The organism is Pseudomonas sp. 65/3-MNA-CIBAN-0223 (assembly GCF_040310425.1).
Taxonomy (GTDB): Bacteria; Pseudomonadota; Gammaproteobacteria; order Pseudomonadales; family Pseudomonadaceae; genus Aquipseudomonas; species Aquipseudomonas gregormendelii.
This window is the reverse complement of record NZ_JBEOPV010000035.1, coordinates 1-18,969: the sequence shown is the minus strand read 5'-3', so window position 1 is coordinate 18,969 and position 18,969 is coordinate 1. Positions and strand designations below refer to the sequence as shown.

Annotated in this window: 13 protein-coding genes and 1 pseudogene; 6 read left to right on the top strand and 8 right to left on the bottom strand. The window is 61.8% G+C overall.

Annotated features, from left to right (window positions below; genetic code table 11):
- Positions 1-13: 13 nt before the first annotated feature.
- The 5 genes and pseudogenes from AAEZ09_RS26940 to AAEZ09_RS26920 form a co-directional block, all read right to left on the bottom strand.
- Positions 14-1,222: pseudogene (locus AAEZ09_RS26940) on the bottom strand (NAD(P)/FAD-dependent oxidoreductase); the annotation flags it as partial.
- A gap of 369 nt (positions 1,223-1,591) precedes the next feature.
- Positions 1,592-3,262, bottom strand: a complete 1,671-nt coding sequence (locus AAEZ09_RS26935; RefSeq protein ID WP_350601440.1) for a bifunctional protein-serine/threonine kinase/phosphatase — start codon at positions 3,260-3,262, stop codon at positions 1,592-1,594.
- 7 nt (positions 3,263-3,269) lie between these two features.
- Positions 3,270-4,481 (bottom strand): nitrate/nitrite transporter, encoded by a 1,212-nt coding sequence (locus tag AAEZ09_RS26930; protein WP_045061003.1) that lies wholly within the window; start codon positions 4,479-4,481, stop codon positions 3,270-3,272.
- Positions 4,482-4,838: 357 nt separating this feature from the next.
- Positions 4,839-5,414 (bottom strand): ANTAR domain-containing response regulator, encoded by a 576-nt coding sequence (locus tag AAEZ09_RS26925; RefSeq protein WP_042558507.1) that lies wholly within the window; start codon positions 5,412-5,414, stop codon positions 4,839-4,841.
- 15 nt (positions 5,415-5,429) lie between these two features.
- Complete coding sequence (locus AAEZ09_RS26920; RefSeq protein ID WP_350601439.1) at positions 5,430-6,641, bottom strand: CmpA/NrtA family ABC transporter substrate-binding protein; 1,212 nt, start codon at positions 6,639-6,641, stop codon at positions 5,430-5,432.
- A 371-nt stretch (positions 6,642-7,012) separates the two neighbouring features.
- On the opposite strand from AAEZ09_RS26920, the gene AAEZ09_RS26915 reads away from it, so the two are divergent.
- Both AAEZ09_RS26915 and AAEZ09_RS26910 read left to right on the top strand, forming a co-directional pair.
- Positions 7,013-7,372 carry a winged helix-turn-helix domain-containing protein gene (locus AAEZ09_RS26915; RefSeq protein ID WP_350601437.1) on the top strand — a complete coding sequence of 120 codons (360 nt, stop codon included), beginning with the start codon at positions 7,013-7,015 and terminating at the stop codon, positions 7,370-7,372.
- A gap of 75 nt (positions 7,373-7,447) precedes the next feature.
- Positions 7,448-8,467 (top strand): quinone-dependent dihydroorotate dehydrogenase, encoded by a 1,020-nt coding sequence (locus tag AAEZ09_RS26910; RefSeq protein WP_350601435.1) that lies wholly within the window; start codon positions 7,448-7,450, stop codon positions 8,465-8,467.
- Positions 8,468-8,641: 174 nt separating this feature from the next.
- On the opposite strand, the gene rmf is transcribed toward AAEZ09_RS26910, so the two are convergent.
- Positions 8,642-8,857, bottom strand: coding sequence for a ribosome modulation factor (gene rmf, locus AAEZ09_RS26905; protein ID WP_003223300.1), 216 nt, complete (start codon positions 8,855-8,857; stop codon positions 8,642-8,644).
- Positions 8,858-9,387: 530 nt separating this feature from the next.
- On the opposite strand from rmf, the gene rlmKL reads away from it, so the two are divergent.
- Both rlmKL and AAEZ09_RS26895 read left to right on the top strand, forming a co-directional pair.
- On the top strand, positions 9,388-11,658 hold the full coding sequence (gene rlmKL / locus AAEZ09_RS26900; protein WP_045061008.1) for a bifunctional 23S rRNA (guanine(2069)-N(7))-methyltransferase RlmK/23S rRNA (guanine(2445)-N(2))-methyltransferase RlmL: 2,271 nt from the start codon (positions 9,388-9,390) through the stop codon (positions 11,656-11,658).
- A gap of 226 nt (positions 11,659-11,884) precedes the next feature.
- Positions 11,885-14,275, top strand: coding sequence for a sensor domain-containing diguanylate cyclase (locus AAEZ09_RS26895; protein WP_350601433.1), 2,391 nt, complete (start codon positions 11,885-11,887; stop codon positions 14,273-14,275).
- 137 nt (positions 14,276-14,412) lie between these two features.
- Here AAEZ09_RS26895 and dacB read toward each other — a convergent pair whose 3' ends face one another.
- Complete coding sequence (gene dacB / locus AAEZ09_RS26890) at positions 14,413-15,873, bottom strand: D-alanyl-D-alanine carboxypeptidase/D-alanyl-D-alanine endopeptidase (RefSeq protein ID WP_350601432.1); 1,461 nt, start codon at positions 15,871-15,873, stop codon at positions 14,413-14,415.
- 235 nt (positions 15,874-16,108) lie between these two features.
- On the opposite strand from dacB, the gene AAEZ09_RS26885 reads away from it, so the two are divergent.
- A complete protein-coding gene (locus tag AAEZ09_RS26885) occupies positions 16,109-16,453 on the top strand; it encodes a YggL family protein (RefSeq protein ID WP_007896965.1) in 345 nt (114 codons plus the stop codon).
- Between the two features lie 160 nt (positions 16,454-16,613).
- Here AAEZ09_RS26885 and AAEZ09_RS26880 read toward each other — a convergent pair whose 3' ends face one another.
- Complete coding sequence (locus AAEZ09_RS26880; RefSeq protein WP_350601430.1) at positions 16,614-17,807, bottom strand: benzoate/H(+) symporter BenE family transporter; 1,194 nt, start codon at positions 17,805-17,807, stop codon at positions 16,614-16,616.
- A 272-nt stretch (positions 17,808-18,079) separates the two neighbouring features.
- Here AAEZ09_RS26880 and AAEZ09_RS26875 point away from each other — a divergent pair, with 272 nt between their 5' ends.
- Positions 18,080-18,844 carry a GntR family transcriptional regulator gene (locus AAEZ09_RS26875; protein ID WP_045060296.1) on the top strand — a complete coding sequence of 255 codons (765 nt, stop codon included), beginning with the start codon at positions 18,080-18,082 and terminating at the stop codon, positions 18,842-18,844.
- Positions 18,845-18,969: the final 125 nt, after the last annotated feature.

Genomic DNA, 18,969 nt, shown 5'->3' with positions numbered 1-18,969 from the left:
CCCGCAGGGCCGGCAAGCAGGCGTCGCCGAACATCAGGTGGTCACGGATTGGCTCAATGTCGTGGTTCTCCCGGATCTGGCGGAAATACCAGCCGCCGTCTGCGGTATCGCCGTACAGGCAGGCACCGACGAGGACGTCGTCCTTGATCACCAGTTTTTTGTAGATCCCGCTAATCGGGTCCGAAAGGGTGATGGTCTCGGTACCTTCACCGCCCATGAAGTCGCCAGCGGAGAACAGATCGATGCCGGTGACCTTCAATTTGGTCGAGGTCACCGAGCCCTTATAGGTGGCGAAACCCAGCTGGGCCAGGTGGTTGGCGCAGACCTTGGCCTGTTCGAACAGGGGCGCGACCAGGCCGTAGGCGATGCCGCGGTGGCTGGCACATTCGCCAATCGCGTAGATGCGCGGGTCGTAGGTTTGCAGCGTGTCGTTGACCAGGATCCCGCGGTTGCAGGGAAGGCCGGATTTTTCCGCCAGTTCGGTGCGGGGCCGAATACCGGCCGCCATCACCACCAGGTCGGCCGGGATCACGTCGCCATTGCTGAATTGCACCGAGCCGACCCGGCCATTGCCGGCATCGTGCAGCGCCTGGGTCTGTTCGCGCAGGCGAAAGTGCAGGCCGCGACCTTCCAGGGCGGTCTGCAGCAGCTGGCCGCTGGTCTTGTCCAGCTGTCGATCCAGCAGCCATTCGCCTATGTGCACCACGGTGACGTGCATGCCGCGCAGCATCAGGCCGTTGGCCGCTTCAAGGCCGAGCAGGCCGCCGCCGATGATCACGGCATGGGTGTGGGTCCTGGCGGTGTTGATCATCGCCTGGGTGTCGGCGATGTCGCGGTAGCCGATCACGCCCTGCAGCGTGTTGCCCGGAATGGGCAGGATGAACGGCGTCGAGCCGGTGGCAATCAGCAGGCGGTCGTACTCGGCTTCGGTGCCGTCATCGGCAATCACCCGGCGCCTGATCCGGTCGATCTGCACCACTTTGCGGTTAAGCAGCAGCTTGATGTTGTTGTCGAGGTACCAGTCCAGGTCGTTGAGCACGATCTCTTCGAACGTCTGCTCGCCCGCCAGTACCGGCGACAGCAGGATGCGATTGTAGTTGGTATGGGGTTCGGCGCCGAAGACGGTGATGTCGTACAGGTCGTTGCTCAGCTTGAGCAATTCCTCCAGGGTGCGGACCCCGGCCATGCCGTTGCCGATCATCACCAGTTTCAATTTGTTCATCAGGTTCTCCGGGGAGCTGGGACCCGCCGCATCTGGGCGTTTCAGGTCGTACTTGAACATTTCGCGCAAACAAAAAAAGGCGTCCCGCCAGTTGCCTGGCGGGGACGCCTTTGTCCTTGTCCCGTTCTATCGGGAAGCGCAGCCCTCTTCGTTGAGGGTGAGCTTTATGTCTGTTGGGAGCGTTAATGCAGTGGTTGTGCCAAGTCTGGAAGCCGGCACAATTGATGTTTCACAGGTGGTTTTTGAAGGTTGGCAGTGCCGTTCCTGCACCGAATCGAAGCGTGACGCACTCCGTTGGAGCCTGTTCCTCATAGGCCAGTGGAGATGCCCTGTGGGAGCGAGCCTGCTCGCGATGGGCGCTCCCCGGTACTAACCACGAAAAACCAAAATCAACAGCACCATATTCACCACCAGCGACACCAGCGCCATGGTCCGCCACACCTTCAGCGGTTCGCGTTCCAGCAAAGGTCGTGGCCGCACGCTCAGGCTGTGCCGCTCGCCCTGTTCCAGGAGCAGCAACCATTCTTCCGCCGTTTCAAATCGATTCGCCGGATCAGCCGCAACGGCCCGCGCCAGGCTCTGCGCGATCCACTCCGGCAGGTCCGGGCGGTAGCGACTGGCACTCACCGGCACACCAAAGCGCGGGCGCTGGAAGGCTTCGATTTCGCCGTGGGGGTAGTGCCCGGTCAACAGGAAGTACAGGGTCACGCCGACCGCGTAAAGGTCCTGTTGCAGGGTGGGTGCCGCGCCGCCAAAAGCTTCCGGCGCGATGTAGCTCGGGGTGCCGGGCAGAGCGCACGGCTGGTCTTCGGACAGGCCCGGGCAATAGACCAGGCCAAAATCCAGCAGGCGCAACTCGCCGTCGTCCCCCAGCAGCAGGTTCTCCGGCTTGATGTCGCGATGCAGAATCTGTCGGCGATGCAGCATGCCGACTGCGCGCAACAGGCGTTCGGCCAGGTCCAGCCATTGAGCCAGCGGCAACGGTCCGACGTCGGCATGCAGTGCCGCCAGGGTTGAACCGGAGTATTCACGCATCACGTAGTACAAGTGCTGACGCTGACTGGCGGGATGGACTTCAGGAAAGTGCCGTCCGGCAACGCGCTTGAGAAACCATTCCTCTGCCAGCAATGCCTGCCCGGCCTGGTGATCGTCGTGCAGGCGCCCGGGCAGGGTTTTCAGCAGCCAGGGTTGTTGCTGCCCGTCATGCACCCGGTACAGCAGCGACTGCTGGCTTTGCCCGAGTATCGCGTCGACTTGCCAGCCCTCGAACATCTGCCCCGGCTTCAGCGCTGGCGGCAGCGGCCATTGCTGCAAGTGCACCAGGGCATCGCCGATGCTAGATTCTCCCAGGGCATCCACCCGCACGAGTAGTGCGCTGGCATTGTCCTGGCTGCCCGCCAGGTGCGCGGCACTGACCAGGGTTTGCGCGGCACTGTGCAGATCCGGTTGATCGCGCAGGATTGCCGCGATGGCCGTGTCGCCCAATACCGCCCAGACGCCGTCGCTGAGCAGCACAAAGCTCTCGTCCAGGCGTAACTCGCCATCGAGGAAATCCAGCACCAGATGTTGATCCAGGCCCATCGCACGCTTGAGCACGTGCTGCATGCCGGGCTGATCCCAGACGTGGTCCTCGCTGATACGCTGCAAGTGGCCGGCATGCCAGCGATACACCCGGCAATCACCAACGTGCGCCAGGGTGAAGCGCCGGCCGCGCACGACCAGGGCGCTGACAGTGGTCAGCAGCGGCTGCCCGCCGCCATTGGCCTGCAGCCAGCGGTTCTGCGCCAGCAGCAGGCGATCGAGGGCCTGGGCGACCGCCCAGGTTTCCGGCGTCGCGTAGTAATCCTGTGCCAGCGCCTGCAAGGTCGAGCGGGCTGCGAGCCCGCCGTCCGCGCATTGGCTGACCCCATCGGCAATCGCGAACAGATAGCCTTTGCTCGCGGCCAGCGCCGGAGCGGGCGTGACCAGGCGCAGGGCGTCCTGGTTTTCCTCGCGCGGACCGATGGCGCTGGCTTCAGCGAAACTCAGCTGCAGGCTCATTGCCGGTTCAGACCCGTGCAGCGGTGACGGCAGCAGAGCCCCAGGTGGTTCTCCAGCGACGTTTCACGCCATGCAGGCCGAACCAGGCGAGCACGCCCAGGCTGGCGAACAACCACAACGCCAGCTGGTAGCTGCCGGTGCTTTGCTTGATGGCGCCCATGCCGGCTGCCAGGGCAAAGCCGCCAATGCCGCCCGCCATGCCGATCAACCCGGTCATCACGCCGATTTCCCGGCGAAAACGCTGTGGGACCAGTTGGAACACCGCGCCATTACCTGCCCCCAGACCGAGCATGGTGCACACGAAAAGCGCCAGGGCGGCGTAGGAACTTGGCAGGTTGAAACCGACTGCTGCGATACACACGGCCGCCACGGTATACATCCCCAGCAGCGTGCGAATCCCGCCGAAACGGTCGGCCAGCGCACCACCCAAAGGCCGCATCAGGCTGCCGCCAAACACGCAGGCGGCGGTGTAGTAACCGGCGGTGACCGGGCTCAGTCCGTATTGGTCGTTGAAGTAGCCGGGCAGAGCGCTCGCCAGGCCGATGAAGCCGCCAAACGTTACGCTGTAGAAGAACATGAACCACCAGCTGTCGCGATCGCCCAGGGCCTTGAAGTAGTCGGTGACCGATTTGGCTCTTGGCCGCTCCGGGGCATTTTTGGCCAGCCAGGTGAACACAATGAGCGTCAGGATCAACGGGATCAGGGCGAAGCCGAATACGTTGCTCCAGCCGAATGCCGCCGCCAGGACCGGGGCGATCAATGCGGCCAGCACCGTGCCGGAATTACCTGCCCCCGCAATGCCCATTGCCTTGCCTTGATGTTGCGGCGGATACCACTGCGATGCCAGCGGCAGGGCCACGGCGAACGACGCGCCGGCCATGCCGAGGAACAGCCCCAGCAGCAATGCTTGTTCGTAGCTGTGGATGCCGTGCTTCCAGGCCACGAACAGGGCGCAGATGACAATCACCTGGCCAATGATCCCGGCGGTTTTCGGCGATAGGCGATCGGCCAGCATGCCCATGATGAAGCGCAGTATTGCCCCGGCCAGAATCGGCGTGGCAACCACCAGGCCGCGCTGCTGGGTGGTCAGCTGCAGGTCCGTGGCTATTTGTACGGCCAGTGGGCCGAGCAGGTACCAGACCATGAAACTCAGGTCGAAATAGAGGAACGCCGCGAACAGAGTCGGGGTATGACCGGATTTCCAGAAGCTTGAATTCATCGCGCACCTCAGCTGTGAAGAGTCTCGAGTGGGAACCGTGAGCTAGCAGATGGGGCGCCTTGACGGCCGCACCACCGACCCCGTGCCATGGGGCCAAAACGAAAAAACGCCGCTACCGGATTTGCCAGGGCAAATGGGGTGAGCGACGTCTTTGTCGTAGGTGGGGCAACCGCCGTTGGTTACCTGTGGTGAATTACATTGCCAGATCTGTGCCAACCACTGAAACCGAGGTGCTCCCATCGCGGGCAAGCCCGCTCCCACAGGGTGTTGGTGGTGGACGCAGCATTTGTGTACGGCAGACATCTCTGTGGGAGCCGGGCTTGCCCGCGATGACGTCCGCGGGGCCAGCACAACACCTCAGCCCAGCAACTCACTCATCGCAATAATCTGCTCCGCCACCTGAATCAGCTTCTGCTGCCGGCTCATCGCCTGGCGACGCATCAGGGTGTAAGCCTCTTCCTCGTTGCAGTCTTTCATCTTCATCAACAACCCCTTGGCCAGCTCGATGCGCTTGCGCTCCGCCAGTTGCTGGTCGCGGGCATGCAATTGAGCGCGCAGTGCCTGGTCGCTCTCGAAACGCGCCATGGCCACGTCGAGAATCGGTTGCAGGCGCTGTGCGTGAATGCCTTCGACAATGTAGGCACTCACCCCGGACTTGATCGCCTGGCGCATCACGCCCGGGTCATGCTCGTCGGTGAACATCACGATCGGCCTGGGCTGATCACGGCTCACCAGTACCACTTGCTCCATGACATCGCGGCTGGGTGACTCGGTATCGATCAGGATCACGTCCGGGCGCACCGTTTCGACGCGTGCGGGCAGGTCGATGGTCAGGCCGGACTCGTCGATCACCTCGAAGCCGGCTTCGGTCAAGGCGGCCTTGAGGCGTCCGACTTTCTTCGCCGTGTCGTTGATCAGCAGGATACGCAACATGTTCGCAGTCTCCTGTCAGCGGCTGGCGAGTAGGGCAGAGGAGTCATGCAGGGCATGCAGCTTGAAACTGCGTGCATACCCGGCCGGGTCCGAGCCGTCCCAGATCTTGCCGTCGATCAACTGGCTGCGGCGCATGTCCCCGAGCTGGCTGGCAACTCCCACGGCGCTGGCGGCTTCGCGGTACAGGTCCAGCTGCTGAACCTGTCGGGCGACCGCCAGATAATCCGGATCGTCGCGCAGCAACCCCCAGCGACGAAATTGGGTCATGAACCACAGGCCATCGGACAGATAAGGCAAATTGACCTCGCCATCCCCGTGGAAGCGCAGGGCATGCGGGTCCTGCCAGCGATTGCCGAGCCCGTCAGCGTAGTCGCCCAGCAGCCGCGGTTCGATGCAATCGAGCGGCGCATCGAGATATTGCGCAGCAGTGAGCAGCTGCGCGGTGCTGCGACGGTTCTCGCTACTGGCTTCAATAAAACGACTGGCCTCGAGAATCGCCATGACCAGGGCGCGGGCGGTATTGGGGTACTGCTCGACGAAGGCGCGGGTGCAGCCCAGGACTTTTTCCGGGTGATCGGGCCAGATTGCCTGGGTGGTCGCCAGGGTGAATCCGAGATTCTGTTTCACTGCACTGGCGGACCACGGCTCGCCCACGCAGAAACCGTCGATGCGCCCCGCCTGCAGATGCGCGACCATCTGCGGCGGCGGCACCACCACGCTGTCGACATCCTGCAGCGGATGGATACCCTGGCTCGCCAGCCAGTAGTACAACCACATGGCGTGGGTGCCGGTGGGGAATGTCTGGGCAAACGTCAGCCGTGGGCGACTTTGGTGCACGTGGCGATCCAGTGCCTCAGGACTGGTCACGCCAAGTGCCTGCAAGCCCGGGGAGAGGTTGATGCTCTGGCCATTCTGGTTCAGGCCCATCAGCACCGCCATGTCGGTGGCCGCGACGCCGCCTATGCCAAGGTGCACCGCATACACCAGGCCATACAGGCTGTGGGCGGCATCCAGTTCGCCGCTGACCAGTTTGTCCCGCAGGCTGGCCCAGGACGACTGGCGCTTGAGGTTCAGGGTCAGGCCGTAAGGCTGGGCAAAGCCCTGGGTGGCGGCGACGACCACGGAGGCGCAGTCGCTCAGGGCCATGAAGCCGAGATTGATTTCGGTTTTTTCCGGGGCATCGCTGCCATTGACCCATGCCAACGGGCCGGCGGAGGGTTCGTTCATCGATTGTGCACCTTAAAAAAAAAGACGTCGCCACCGGTCCATGCGCGAGCAGAGCCAGGTGGCGACGCCATTGTCCTTGCGCTCATGTCCGACGTTGGTCCGAGCACTGATGGGAGTAGGGCTGCAAGGCATATGCCAGCGGCCATCAGCTTTTCATCAGGATTCAACGCGCCACCTCATCCATCCTCCCGCGATCATCCAATCCACCCTTCGTCCGTGAGGGTTATCGGTGGTTAAAAATCCTACAAGCTGGATCGACATTTCCCCAGGTTGGTAAGCCTGGAGTCCTATGGAAGGCGCCTGCCCGATTCTCTATTGTCGCGCCATTCATCGTTGAGCCTGGCAGCGCACAGGCATAGGGAGTTGCGAACATGAACAGCGCCATTGATCATTCCCCGTCCGAGTCATTCCTGTTTGACCGGTGGCGGCTGCAAAGTGACGGCACCCTGATGCACGCGGGCAGGGTCGTACACGTGCCGCCAAAAGAATTATGCGTGCTTCGCTTGTTGCTCGGCTCGGCCGGTTTGGTGGTCAGCAAGGATCAACTTCTGAGCGCGGCCTGGCCCGGGACCGTTGCAGCCGAGGAGTCCTTGACCCGCTGCATCTACGTGTTGCGCAAGCTGTTGAAGGAGGACCGGGACTTCATCACCACCGTTTATGGCCAGGGGTATCGATTCGACTGCGCCGTGGTCGGGCCCGCTGTGCGAACCGAGCTGTCGAACTCGATTTAACCGGTCCCTCGCACGCCAGCCCCCACCCCGGCTATAATCGGCGCCACTTTTCGCCGCCCAGAGTCAAAGCCGCCCATGTACACCCTGGCCCGTCAGCTGTTGTTCAAACTTTCCCCGGAAACCTCCCACGATCTGTCCCTGGACCTGATCGGCGCGGGCGGACGCCTGGGGCTCAACGGCATGTTGTGCAAGGCGCCGGCGAAAAAGCCGGTGACCGTCATGGGCCTGGATTTTCCCAATCCCGTAGGCCTGGCAGCGGGCCTGGACAAGAATGGCGCGGCCATCGACGGTTTTGCCCAACTGGGTTTCGGTTTCGTCGAAATCGGCACCGTGACCCCGCGTCCGCAACCGGGCAATCCGAAACCACGGATTTTCCGTCTGCCGGAAGCCGAGGCCATCATCAATCGCATGGGCTTCAACAACCTTGGCGTCGATCACCTGCTGGCCCGGGTGGCTGCGGCGAAGTACAAGGGCGTGCTGGGCATCAATATCGGCAAGAACTTCGATACCCCAGTCGAGCGCGCCGTGGACGATTACCTGATCTGCCTGGACAAGGTGTATGCCCACGCCAGCTATGTCACGGTTAACGTCAGTTCGCCGAATACGCCAGGGCTGCGCAGCCTGCAATTTGGTGATTCGCTCAAGCAATTGCTCGCCGACCTGGCCACCCGCCGTGCGGAACTGGCCTTGCGTCACGGCAGACATGTGCCGCTGGCGATCAAGATTGCCCCGGACATGACCGACGAAGAAACCGCCCAGGTTGCACAGGCCCTGAGTGAGACCGGCATGGACGCCGTCATCGCCACCAACACCACCCTGAGTCGCGTTGGCGTCGAAGGCATGGAGCATGGGGACGAGGCAGGCGGCTTGTCGGGTGCCCCAGTGCGGGAGAAGAGCACCCATACGGTCAAGGTGCTGGCAGCAGAGCTGGCAGGGCGTCTGCCGATCATCGCCGCGGGCGGGATCACCGAAGGCAAGCACGCCGCCGAGAAAATCACTGCAGGGGCGAGCCTGGTGCAGATCTATTCCGGTTTCATCTACAAGGGCCCGGCGTTGATTCGCGAGTGCGTGGACGCCATCGCCGCCCTGAGATAACCCCCATGGCCCGGTGATTCCAGCCAATGCCGGCTGCGCTTTGGCGGGAAAGCAGCCATAAAAAAGGGCTCCTCGAAGGAGCCCCTGGGCCGAAGCCCGCCGCCCGGATGGGGCGTGCGTGGTTAATTGATGCAGTGTTCAGATTGTCGTGTCGGAGTGTTTAGCCCTGTAAAATTAGCCGACGGCGTGAAGTTCGTTGAGTCTGTGGATTCCCGCAGTGCCGGTCATACCGTCCCAGTTGTCGCCGCGTCCTTCTCGCCAGCCGTTAATCCAGGCTTGACGTACCGACGGTAGAGTAAATGGGCAAAGCTCACGGGATTTACCACCAACGCCATATTGATATCCGCGCAAAAATGCTCTTTCCAACGGATCACGCTTAAGTCTTCTCATAGGGTGTTGCCCTCACTTGTTGACTGTATTTATCGCGTTGACCTCAATCGAGGTCTGGCAGAAATGTCTGCCGTTGGGAGGCTCGCTGCCGGCGTGGCGAGCCAAGGTGTTGACGTCCGTTGTGGCGCCAACCTGTGTTGAGTTCTAACCAATGCGTCACATCGAGGGAATGATCGTTTTGTCATAAGGACGTGACCGTTAAGGTGGTATGGCCATAAGTAACACGATATTTGCCAGCGTTTGTTGGTCAAACCCCGGTATGATCGGCACCCCGCAGGATGATGACGTTAATCCCTTGCTGAGAATGCCTCGCGTTGAGTGAGCGCATTATTCGACGAAGGGTCGAGTTATGACATTTTGTTGCACCAACTTTTTTACCTGTCTTTGCATCTAAGCTCCTTTACACCGAGCAGCAAGGGTGGGTCGGCACACCTTCGTGCCACGCGGGCGTTCTTTTAGAAAAGCGCCTGATTGAAAACCGGACCGGCAATGCGTTGCCCGTTCACTCAGCTAAAGGTTCTGGAATTCCCATGTCCGATCGTTTCGAACTCTTCCTCACTTGCCCAAAAGGCCTTGAAGGCCTGCTCATCGAGGAAGCCGTCGGGCTTGGCCTTGAGGAAGCGCGTGAGCACACCTCTGCCGTGCGCGGCATGGCAACCATGGAAACCGCCTACCGCCTGTGCCTGTGGTCGCGCCTCGCGAACCGGGTGCTGCTGGTGCTCAAGCGTTTCCCGATGAAGGACGCCGAAGATCTCTACCACGGTGTGCTCGACATCGAATGGCAGGACCACATGCTCAGCGACGGCACCCTGGCCGTCGAGTTCAGTGGCCATGGCTCGGGCATCGATAACACCCATTTCGGCGCTTTGAAGGTCAAGGACGCCATCGTCGACAAGTTGCGCACCCCGCAAGGCGACCGTCCGTCGATTGATAAACTCAACCCCGACCTGCGCATTCACCTGCGCCTGGACCGCGGCGAAGCGATTCTGTCGCTCGACCTGTCCGGCCACAGCCTGCACCAGCGCGGTTACCGCCTGCAGCAGGGTGCGGCACCGCTGAAGGAAAACCTCGCGGCGGCGATCCTGATCCGTTCCGGCTGGCCACGTATTGCTGCCGACGGCGGCGCCCTGGCTGACCCGATGTGTGGCGTGGGCACCTTCCTGGTCGAAGCGGCGATGATCGCCGCCGACATGGCCCCCAACCTGCGTCGCGAGCAGTGGGGCTTCACCGCCTGGCTCGGCCACGTTCCGGCGCTGTGGAAAAAGCTTCATGAAGAAGCCACCGAGCGTTGCGCCGCCGGCCTGGCCAAGCCGCCGCTGTGGATTCGCGGTTACGAAGCGGACCCGCGCCTTATTCAGCCTGGTCGCAATAACGTTGAACGGGCTGGCCTGAGCGAGTGGATCAAGATCTACCAGGGCGAAGTCGGCACCTTTGAACCGCGTCCGGACCAGAACCAGAAAGGTCTGGTCATCTGCAACCCGCCGTACGGCGAGCGTCTGGGCGATGAGGCGAGCCTGCTCTATCTCTACCAGAACCTTGGCGAGCGCCTGCGTCAGGCCTGCCTGAACTGGGAAGCGGCCGTGTTCACCGGCGCGCCGGACCTGGGCAAGCGCATGGGTATCCGCAGCCACAAGCAGTATTCGTTCTGGAACGGCGCCTTGCCGTGCAAGCTGCTGCTGATCAAGGTCACCCCGGATCAGTTCGTGACTGGCGAGCGTCGCACCCCGGAACAACGCCAGGTCGAGCGCGAGCAGGCTGAAGTCCAGGTCGAAGGCAACGACGTCGCGCCAGGCAAGTACGAGAAGTACAACAAGAACGGCAACCCGATCAAACCGGCGCCGGTGGTGATCGAGCAGCCGCGCTTGAGCGAGGGTGGGCAGATGTTCGCCAACCGCCTGCAGAAGAACCTCAAGGCCCTGAGCAAGTGGGTCAAGCGTGAAGGCATCGACTGCTACCGCGTCTACGATGCCGACATGCCGGAATACTCCATGGCCATCGACCTGTACCAGGATTGGGTCCACGTCCAGGAATACGCCGCGCCAAAATCCATCGACCCGGAAAAAGCTTCGGCGCGCATGTTCGATGCCCTGGCGGCGATTCCCCAGGCGTTGAACGTCGACAAGAGCCGCGTCGTGGTCAAGCGTCGCGAGCGGCAGAGCGGCACCAAGCAATACGAGCGCCAGGCCGCGCAGGGCAAGTTCGTCGAGGTCAACGAAGGTGGCGTCAAGCTGCTGGTGAACCTCACCGACTACCTCGACACCGGTCTGTTCCTCGACCACCGGCCGATGCGTATGCGCATTCAGCAGGAGGCGGCAGGCAAGCGCTTCCTCAACCTGTACTGCTACACCGCGACGGCGAGTGTGCACGCAGCCAAGGGTGGCGCACGCAGCACCACCAGCGTCGACCTGTCGAAAACCTACCTGGACTGGGCGCGGCGCAACCTTTCGCTGAACGGCTTCTCCGACAAGAACCGCCTGGAGCAGGGCGATGTGATGGTCTGGCTGGACGCCTGCCGTGACGAGTACGACCTGATCTTCATCGACCCGCCGACGTTCTCCAACTCCAAGCGCATGGAAGGGATCTTCGACGTGCAACGTGACCAGGTGCAACTGATCGACCTGGCCATGGCGCGCCTGGCACCGGGTGGTGTGCTGTACTTCTCCAACAACTTCCGCAAGTTCGAGCTCGAGCCCAACCTGAGCGAGCGCTACGCAGTCGAGGAGATCACCGCCAAGACCATCGACCCGGACTTCGCCCGTAACGGCAAAATCCACCGCGCCTGGAAAATCATGGCGCGTTGACACCTGGATCCACTGTAGGAGCGGCCGCAGGCTGCGATCTTTTGATCTTGTTTTAAAGAAAAGATCCAAAGATCGCAGCCTCGTTTCACTCGACAGCTCCTACAGGAGCATCAGCAGCAAAGGGTGCAGTTGCAAGTACAGTGCTGGTCAAATTAGTGGCTAATAGCTATAACTCAACCCAGGGCCAGTGGGTTTTCCCGGCACTTGGCGTTTTGAGTCTGCCTATATGTCGCTGCACGTCATGCGCCCAAAGATCCTGGGGTTTATCAGTGAACACGTTTCGGCCTGGCTGGTCGCGCTGCTGGTATTGCTCGTGGGCGGGATTTTTACCGGATTGCTCGCCTGGTCGACACAAAACCAGTTCCACCATCAATTACGGCAACGTTTCCAACTGCTGGCCAGTGAACGCTACAGCCGTATCGAAGAACGTTTCGAAGACCAGGAGCAGCGCCTCGACGGGCTGCGCCGGTTCTTTGCCAATTCCGGTTCGGTGTCCCGCGAGGAATTCGACGGGTATGCCAAACCACTTTTGCATCGCACCCAGGCTTACTCCTGGGCCCCACGCATATCCCGGTCTGAACGGGCGGCGCTTGAGCAGACCGCGCATCAGCAGGGCCTGAGCGAATTCAGCGTGCGCGACATGGATGCCGCAGGCAACCTGCAGATTGCCCCTGAACGCGACGAGTACGCCCCGGTGCTGTACACACAGAGCCAAAGTCGTCTCCCCACGCCGCTGGGTTTCGACTTGCTCGCCCAGCCTCAGCGCCGTGCGACGCTGGAGCGGGCCGATGCCCTTGGCGGCCTGGCGGTGTCGCAACCCCTTTATCTGGTGGGCATCGAACCCACTTATGCCCGTGGAATCCTGCTGGTCGCCCCCGTCAGTCACCAGCCACAACCGGGGGCAGTGCCCGACGGCTACGTCATGGCCGTGATCAGCATGCGTCAGCTGTTGGCGGATGGATTACCCGAGGAGACCCATGATTTTCTCTCGGTACGCATTCTGGACCTGTCCACCGCTGACCAGCATGAAGTGCTCTACGAATCGAGCAATACACCCGCCGCCAGCGAGCTGTCCTCGACCCAACTGATTCGCCTGGCCGACCACGAGTATCAGGTCGAAATGCGACCCAGCGTCGCGTTCACCCAGGCCAACCATTCCTCCCTCAGCAGCCTGGCAGTGCTGGGCGGCATGCTCAGCCTGCTGCTCAGCGCCTTGCTGTACGTGCTGGTGAGCCAGCGCCAACGGGCGCTGAAAATGGTCGAGCAGCGGACCCAGGAGCTGCGCGCCAGCGAGCAGGAATTGCGCGGCACCCATGGCCAGTTGCGCGGCGTGCTGAACGCCGCGACGCAGGTGGCAATTATTGCCACGGACCTGCGCGGGGTCATCACCACCTTTAATGCCGGCGCCGAGCAGATGCTTGGCTACACCAACGCCGAGGTGGTGGGCTGCATGACCCTGGAGAACCTGCACCTGCCCCGGGAGCTCCAGGCTCGCTCGGCGGAACTCAGTGCGCGCTATGGCAAGCCGATTCCAACCTGCCAGGCGATGCTGGTCGAGGGCGGCGAGGAGGGCGGCCACGAAGCGCGGGAATGGACGCTGGTGCGCAGCGACGGCAGTCACCTGGCAGTGAACATGCTGGCCACGCCAGTGCTCGACGAGCAGGGGCTGTGGGTTGGGCACCTGGCGATCTGCATCGACATCACCGAGCGCAAGCGGGTCCACGAGGCCCTGGCGGCGCGGGATTTGTTGCTGAAGAAGCTCAGCGCCCATGTCCCGGGCGGCATTTATCAATTCAAGATGGAGTTCGACGGGCGTTTCAGCGTGATCTACGCCAGTGACGGGATCCGCGAGATCTACGAACTCGAGCCCGACGTGCTGTTGCTTAACGCCGAGGCGATCTTCACGCGCATTCATCCACAGGACACCACCCGGGTGCGCGCCTCGATCCGGGCGTCAGCGGACACCCTCAGCCCGTGGCGCGAGGAATATCGCGTGCAGCTGCCCATCCGCGGGTTGCGCTGGGTGCGTGGCGAGGCTACCCCTGAGGAACTACCGGGTGGCGGGGTGCTGTGGCACGGCTACATCTCCGACATTTCCGACCTCAAGCGCGTGGAAGAGGAGTTGCGGGCGCTGTCGGTGACGGACTCGCTGACCGGGATTCACAACCGCCGCTACTTCCAGGAACGCCTGACCACTGAAATGGACCGGGTCGAGCGCGGTGGCGGTGAATTGTCGGTCATCATGCTCGATATCGACCACTTCAAGCGCATCAATGACCAGCATGGTCACGCGGTGGGCGACCGGGTGCTGCAGGCGGTGTGCGAGCGCATCGGTGATCGGCTGCGGCGCACTGATGTGTTCTGCCGTCTGGGTGGCGAAGAGTTCATGGTGCTGTGCCCGGACATCAGCGGCGAACACGCACACGTGCTGGCGCTGCAACTGTGGCAGGCGTTGCGCATGTCGCCGATCGATGGCGTAGGGGCAGTGACCGCAAGCTTCGGGATTGCCAGCTGGCGAGCCGGTGAGGGCGCGGATGCGCTGTTATTGCGGGCGGATTCGGGGGTGTATGCGGCGAAGCAGGGGGGGCGGGATCGGGTCGAGGCGGAGATGAGTTAGGGTGGTTTTGGAAAGATCGCAGCCTCGTTTCCCTCGACAGCTCCTACAGGTTGGTATGCACATAACCTGTGCACATAACCCTGTAGGAGCTGTCGAGTGAAACGAGGCTGCGATCTCTTGATCTTAATTTTGATCGATTACAAAACCGAAGCAGTCTGAGGCAGTTTCGGCTGGCGATACAGGTCCAGCAGCACCTGGTCCAGCACCGACGACGCACCAAACGGCGCTTTATCGTTGAGGATCGCCACCACCGCCCAGGTATTGCCGTTGACGTCGCGGCTGAAGCCGGAAATCGCCCGCACGGTGTTCAGGGTGCCGGTCTTGACGTGGGCTTCGCCGCGCATCGCCGTGGTCTTCAGGCGTTTGCGCATGGTGCCATCGGTACCGGCAATCGGCATCGAACTGATGAACTCGGCGGCATACGGGCTACGCCATGCGGCCTGCAGCATCGCGGCCATTTCACGGGCACTCACGCGCTCGGCGCGAGACAGGCCGGAGCCGTTCTCCATGACCAGGTGCGGCGCGGTAATGCCTTTTTTCGCCAGCCATTGACGCACCACGCGCTGGGCCGCCTTGGCGTCATCGCCGTCGGCGTCGGTGCGATAGCGTTGACCGAGGCTCAGGAACAGCTGCTGGGCCATGGTGTTGTTACTGTACTTGTTGATGTCGCGGATGATTTCCGCCAGGTCCGGCGAGTAGGCCCGGGCCAGCAACTTGGCGCCGCTTGGCGTTGGGGCCAGCACGTCCTTGCCCTGGATGCTGCCGCCCAGTTCCTTCCAGATCGCCCGCACGGCGCCAGCGGTGTAGGTCGCGTGGTCAAGCAGCGACAGGTAGGTCTGCGAGCTGCAGCCTTCACCCAGCTGGCCGCCAACCGTCACGGTCACGCTGCCATCGGGCTGGGTTACCGGGTTGTAACGCACGCCACCGGTGCATTGTTTGGAATTGATGGCCTTGACCTGGTTTTCGATGCGAATCGACGCAATGGGCGGCTCGACCGACACCAGCACCCGGCCATTATCGTTGCGCGCGACAAAGCGCAGCGCCTTGAGGTTGACCAGCAGCGAATCCGGTTTGACCAGGAACGGCTTGTTGTTGTCATTGCCGTCGTCGTTGAACTCGGGCAACTGCGGCTGGGTGAAGAAGTTGCGGTCCAGCACCAGGTCGCCGGTGATCTGGGTCACGCCATTGGCGCGCAGGTCACGCATCAGCAGCCAGAGTTTTTCCATGTTCAGCTTCGGGTCGCCGCCACCCTTGAGGTAGAGGTTGCCGTTGAGGATGCCGCCGCTGAGGGTGCCATCGGTGTAGAACTCGGTTTTCCACTGGTGATTCGGGCCGAGCATTTCCAGGGCCGCGTAGGTGGTGACCAGTTTCATGGTCGAGGCCGGGTTGACCGAGACGTCGGCGTTGAAGATGGTCGGCGTGCCCGGGCCATTGAGCGGGATCAGCACCAGGGACAGGGCGTTGTCCTGCAGCTTGCTGGCCTTGAGGGCTTTTTCGACGTTGGGGGTCAGGGCGGTGTTGATGGGGGCTGCGTTGACGGGAAAGGCCAATGGAAGAAGCAAGCCGGCCAGCAACAATGGACGCAAAGATTTGATCATGTGAAATAGAACCCTGCGGTCGAGGGGGAAAAAAGACGAGGGCATGAAGATAAATTCCCTCAGTGGTCATGAAAGTGTCGGCATTATGCCCCAAGGTTTATCCGCTTGTGCCGTGAGCGGGGCACCTAATCCGCTATTTTTTTACCAGCGGTAGGCCGCGCTTCCCATAGAGACGGGCAATTGGCGGCTTAAACTGCTAAAGTGCCGCCCGTTATTACTTATGAGGATTGTTCCAATGGCGACTAACCGTTCCCAGCGTCTGCGCAAAAAATTGTGCGTCGATGAATTTCAAGAGCTGGGTTTCGAGCTGAACCTGGATTTCAAAGAAGATTTGGCTGATGAAGCCATTGATGCTTTCCTCGACGCGTTCCTGAAAGAAGCCATGGAAGCCAACGGCCTGGGCTATGTTGGCGGCGACGACTTCGGTCTGGTATGCCTGCAGAAACGTGGCTCGGTGTCTGAAGAGCAACGTGCAGCCGTTGAAGCCTGGCTCAAGGGCCGCAGCGAACTGACCGAAGCGACTGTCAGCCCGCTGATCGACGTCTGGTACCCGGAAAAGCCGATCAATCCGGTAGCTTGATGTCATGAAAAACGGCGACCCAAGGGTCGCCGTTTTTTTTTGCCGGAAATCCGCCCTCGGCTCCCTGTAGGAGCGAGCTTGCTCGCGATGGACCTGAGGACGCCAAGGGGTGTCAGGTTTCCCGCTTAATCGTTAACGTCCATCGCGAGCGAGCTCGCTCCTACAGGGCTTTACGCCAGTTCAGGATCACCAGCGTCAACACCCCCGCCACAATCCCCCAAAACGCCGAGCCAATGGAAAACAGTGTCAGCCCCGACGCCGTGACCATGAAGGTGATCAGCGCCGCTTCGCGCTCCTTGACCTCGGTCATGGCAATGCTCAAGCCATTGATGATCGACCCGAACAACGCCAGCGCAGCAATCGACAGCACCAGCTCCTTGGGCAATGCTGCAAACAGTGCCGCCAGCGTGGCGCCGAATACCCCGGCAATGCCGTAGAAAATCCCGCACCACACCGCCGCCGTGTAACGCTTGTTGCGATCTTCATGGGCATGTGGCCCGGTGCAGATGGCCGCGCTGATGGCCGCCAGGTTGATGCCGTGGGAGCCGAAGGGCGCCAGCAGCAACGAGGCGATGCCGGTGGTGGTGATCAGCGGCGAAGCCGGCACGTTGTAGCCGTCGGCGCGCAACACGGCGATACCTGGCATGTTCTGCGAGGTCATCGCCACCACGAACAGCGGGATGCCGATGCTGATGGTGGCGGCCAGGGAAAAGTGCGGGGTGGTCCAGACCGGCGTGGCAATTTCCAGGTGAAAGGCGCTGAAATCCAGCAGCCCCATGAATCCCGAGAGTGCGGTGCCGATCAGCAGAGCGGCCAACACCGCGTAGCGGGGGGACAGGCGCTTGATCACCAGGTAGGTAAAGAACATCCCCAACACCAGCGCGGTGCGATGCTGCGCGGCGACGAAGATCTCACTGCCGATTTTGAACAGAATGCCCGCCAGCAGTGCGGCGGCCAGGGAGGCCGGGATCTTTTTCACCAGGCGTTCGAAGCTGCCGGTCAGGCCGCAGATGATCACCAGGAGCGCGCAGGTGATGTAGGCGCCAATGGCTTCGCCGTAGCTGACACCGCCCAGGCTGGTGATCAGCAAGGCCGCGCCGGGGGTGGACCAGGCGATGGTGATCGGCGTGCGATAGCGCAGGGACAAGCCGATGGAGCACACCGCCATGCCGATCGAGATCGCCCAGATCCACGACGAAATCTGCCCGCTGCTCAGGCCCGCTGCCTGGCCAGCCTGGAACATCAGCACCAGGGAGCTGGTGTAGCCGGTCATCATGGCGATAAAGCCGGCGACGATGGCCGATGGCGAGGTATCGGCCAGTGGGCGAAGCTGCGTGTGCGTGGCGTCGTTCATGACGGGGTGTTCCTTATTGCGTACGAAATTATCCAAAGCCAAGCGACCCCCCGTACGGGTATCGCATTCCGGCTGCGGATTCTGCGATCAAGCCTAAACTCAAAAGTAACCAATCGTTGCGGTACAGCGGCGCCAACAAACAGCCATACAGTCGTGTTGCCACCATCCATTGTGTACAATTGCGGTGTTTTTTACGCGATACTTGCCAGCGACCCACTGTGCCGTATTACAGTCACGGTCTATTCGCCGCAGTTCTCCCGACTCGAGTGCCCATGAACGAACAGTTGCAGCCCCTCAAGAAACAACCGCGAGCAGGCAAAGCCGGTCGCAGCGGAACCCAGGACGATATTGTCTACGCGCATATCTTCGAGGCCATCCTCGAGCAGCGCCTGGCGCCCGGCACCAAGTTGAGCGAAGAAGCGCTGGGGGAAATTTTCGGGGTCAGTCGTACCATCATCCGTCGCGCGTTGTCGCGCCTGGCCCATGAAGGCGTGGTGCTGCTGCGCCCGAACCGCGGTGCCGTCGTCGCCAGCCCAAGTGTCGAGGAAGCTCGCCAGGTGTTCCTGGCGCGCCGTCTGGTCGAGCGCGCGATCACCGAACTGGCGGTACAGCACGCCACGGCCGAGCAAATCGCCGAGTTGCGCCAGATGGTCAACGATGAGCGTGACAGTTTCTCCCGCGGTGATCGCGGTGCCGGTATTCGTCTGTCGGGCGAGTTCCACCTGAAGCTGGCCGAAGCGGCGAAGAATGCCCCGCTGATCAGCTTCCAGCGCAGCCTGGTGTCGCAGACCTCGCTGATCATTGCCCAGTACGAAAGCGGCAACCGCTCCCACTGTTCCTATGACGAACACACCCAACTGATCGACGCCATCGAGGCGCGCAATGGCGAGCTGGCAGTGGATTTGATGATGCATCACATGGATCACATCGACAGCAAGCTCAATCTCGACGAGGAAAGTGCGTCGGATGACCTGCATGCGGTGTTCTCGCATTTGTTGCAGACCAAAAAGCCAGGGCGGCCTGCGGCGAAAATCTGATGTTTCGTGGTGCGCCTATCGCCAGCAGGCTGGCTCCCACAGGGTTTGAGGTCGCACGCAAATTTTGTGAACCCCACAAACACCTGTGGGAGCCAGGCTCTCACAGGGTTTAAGGTCGCACGCAA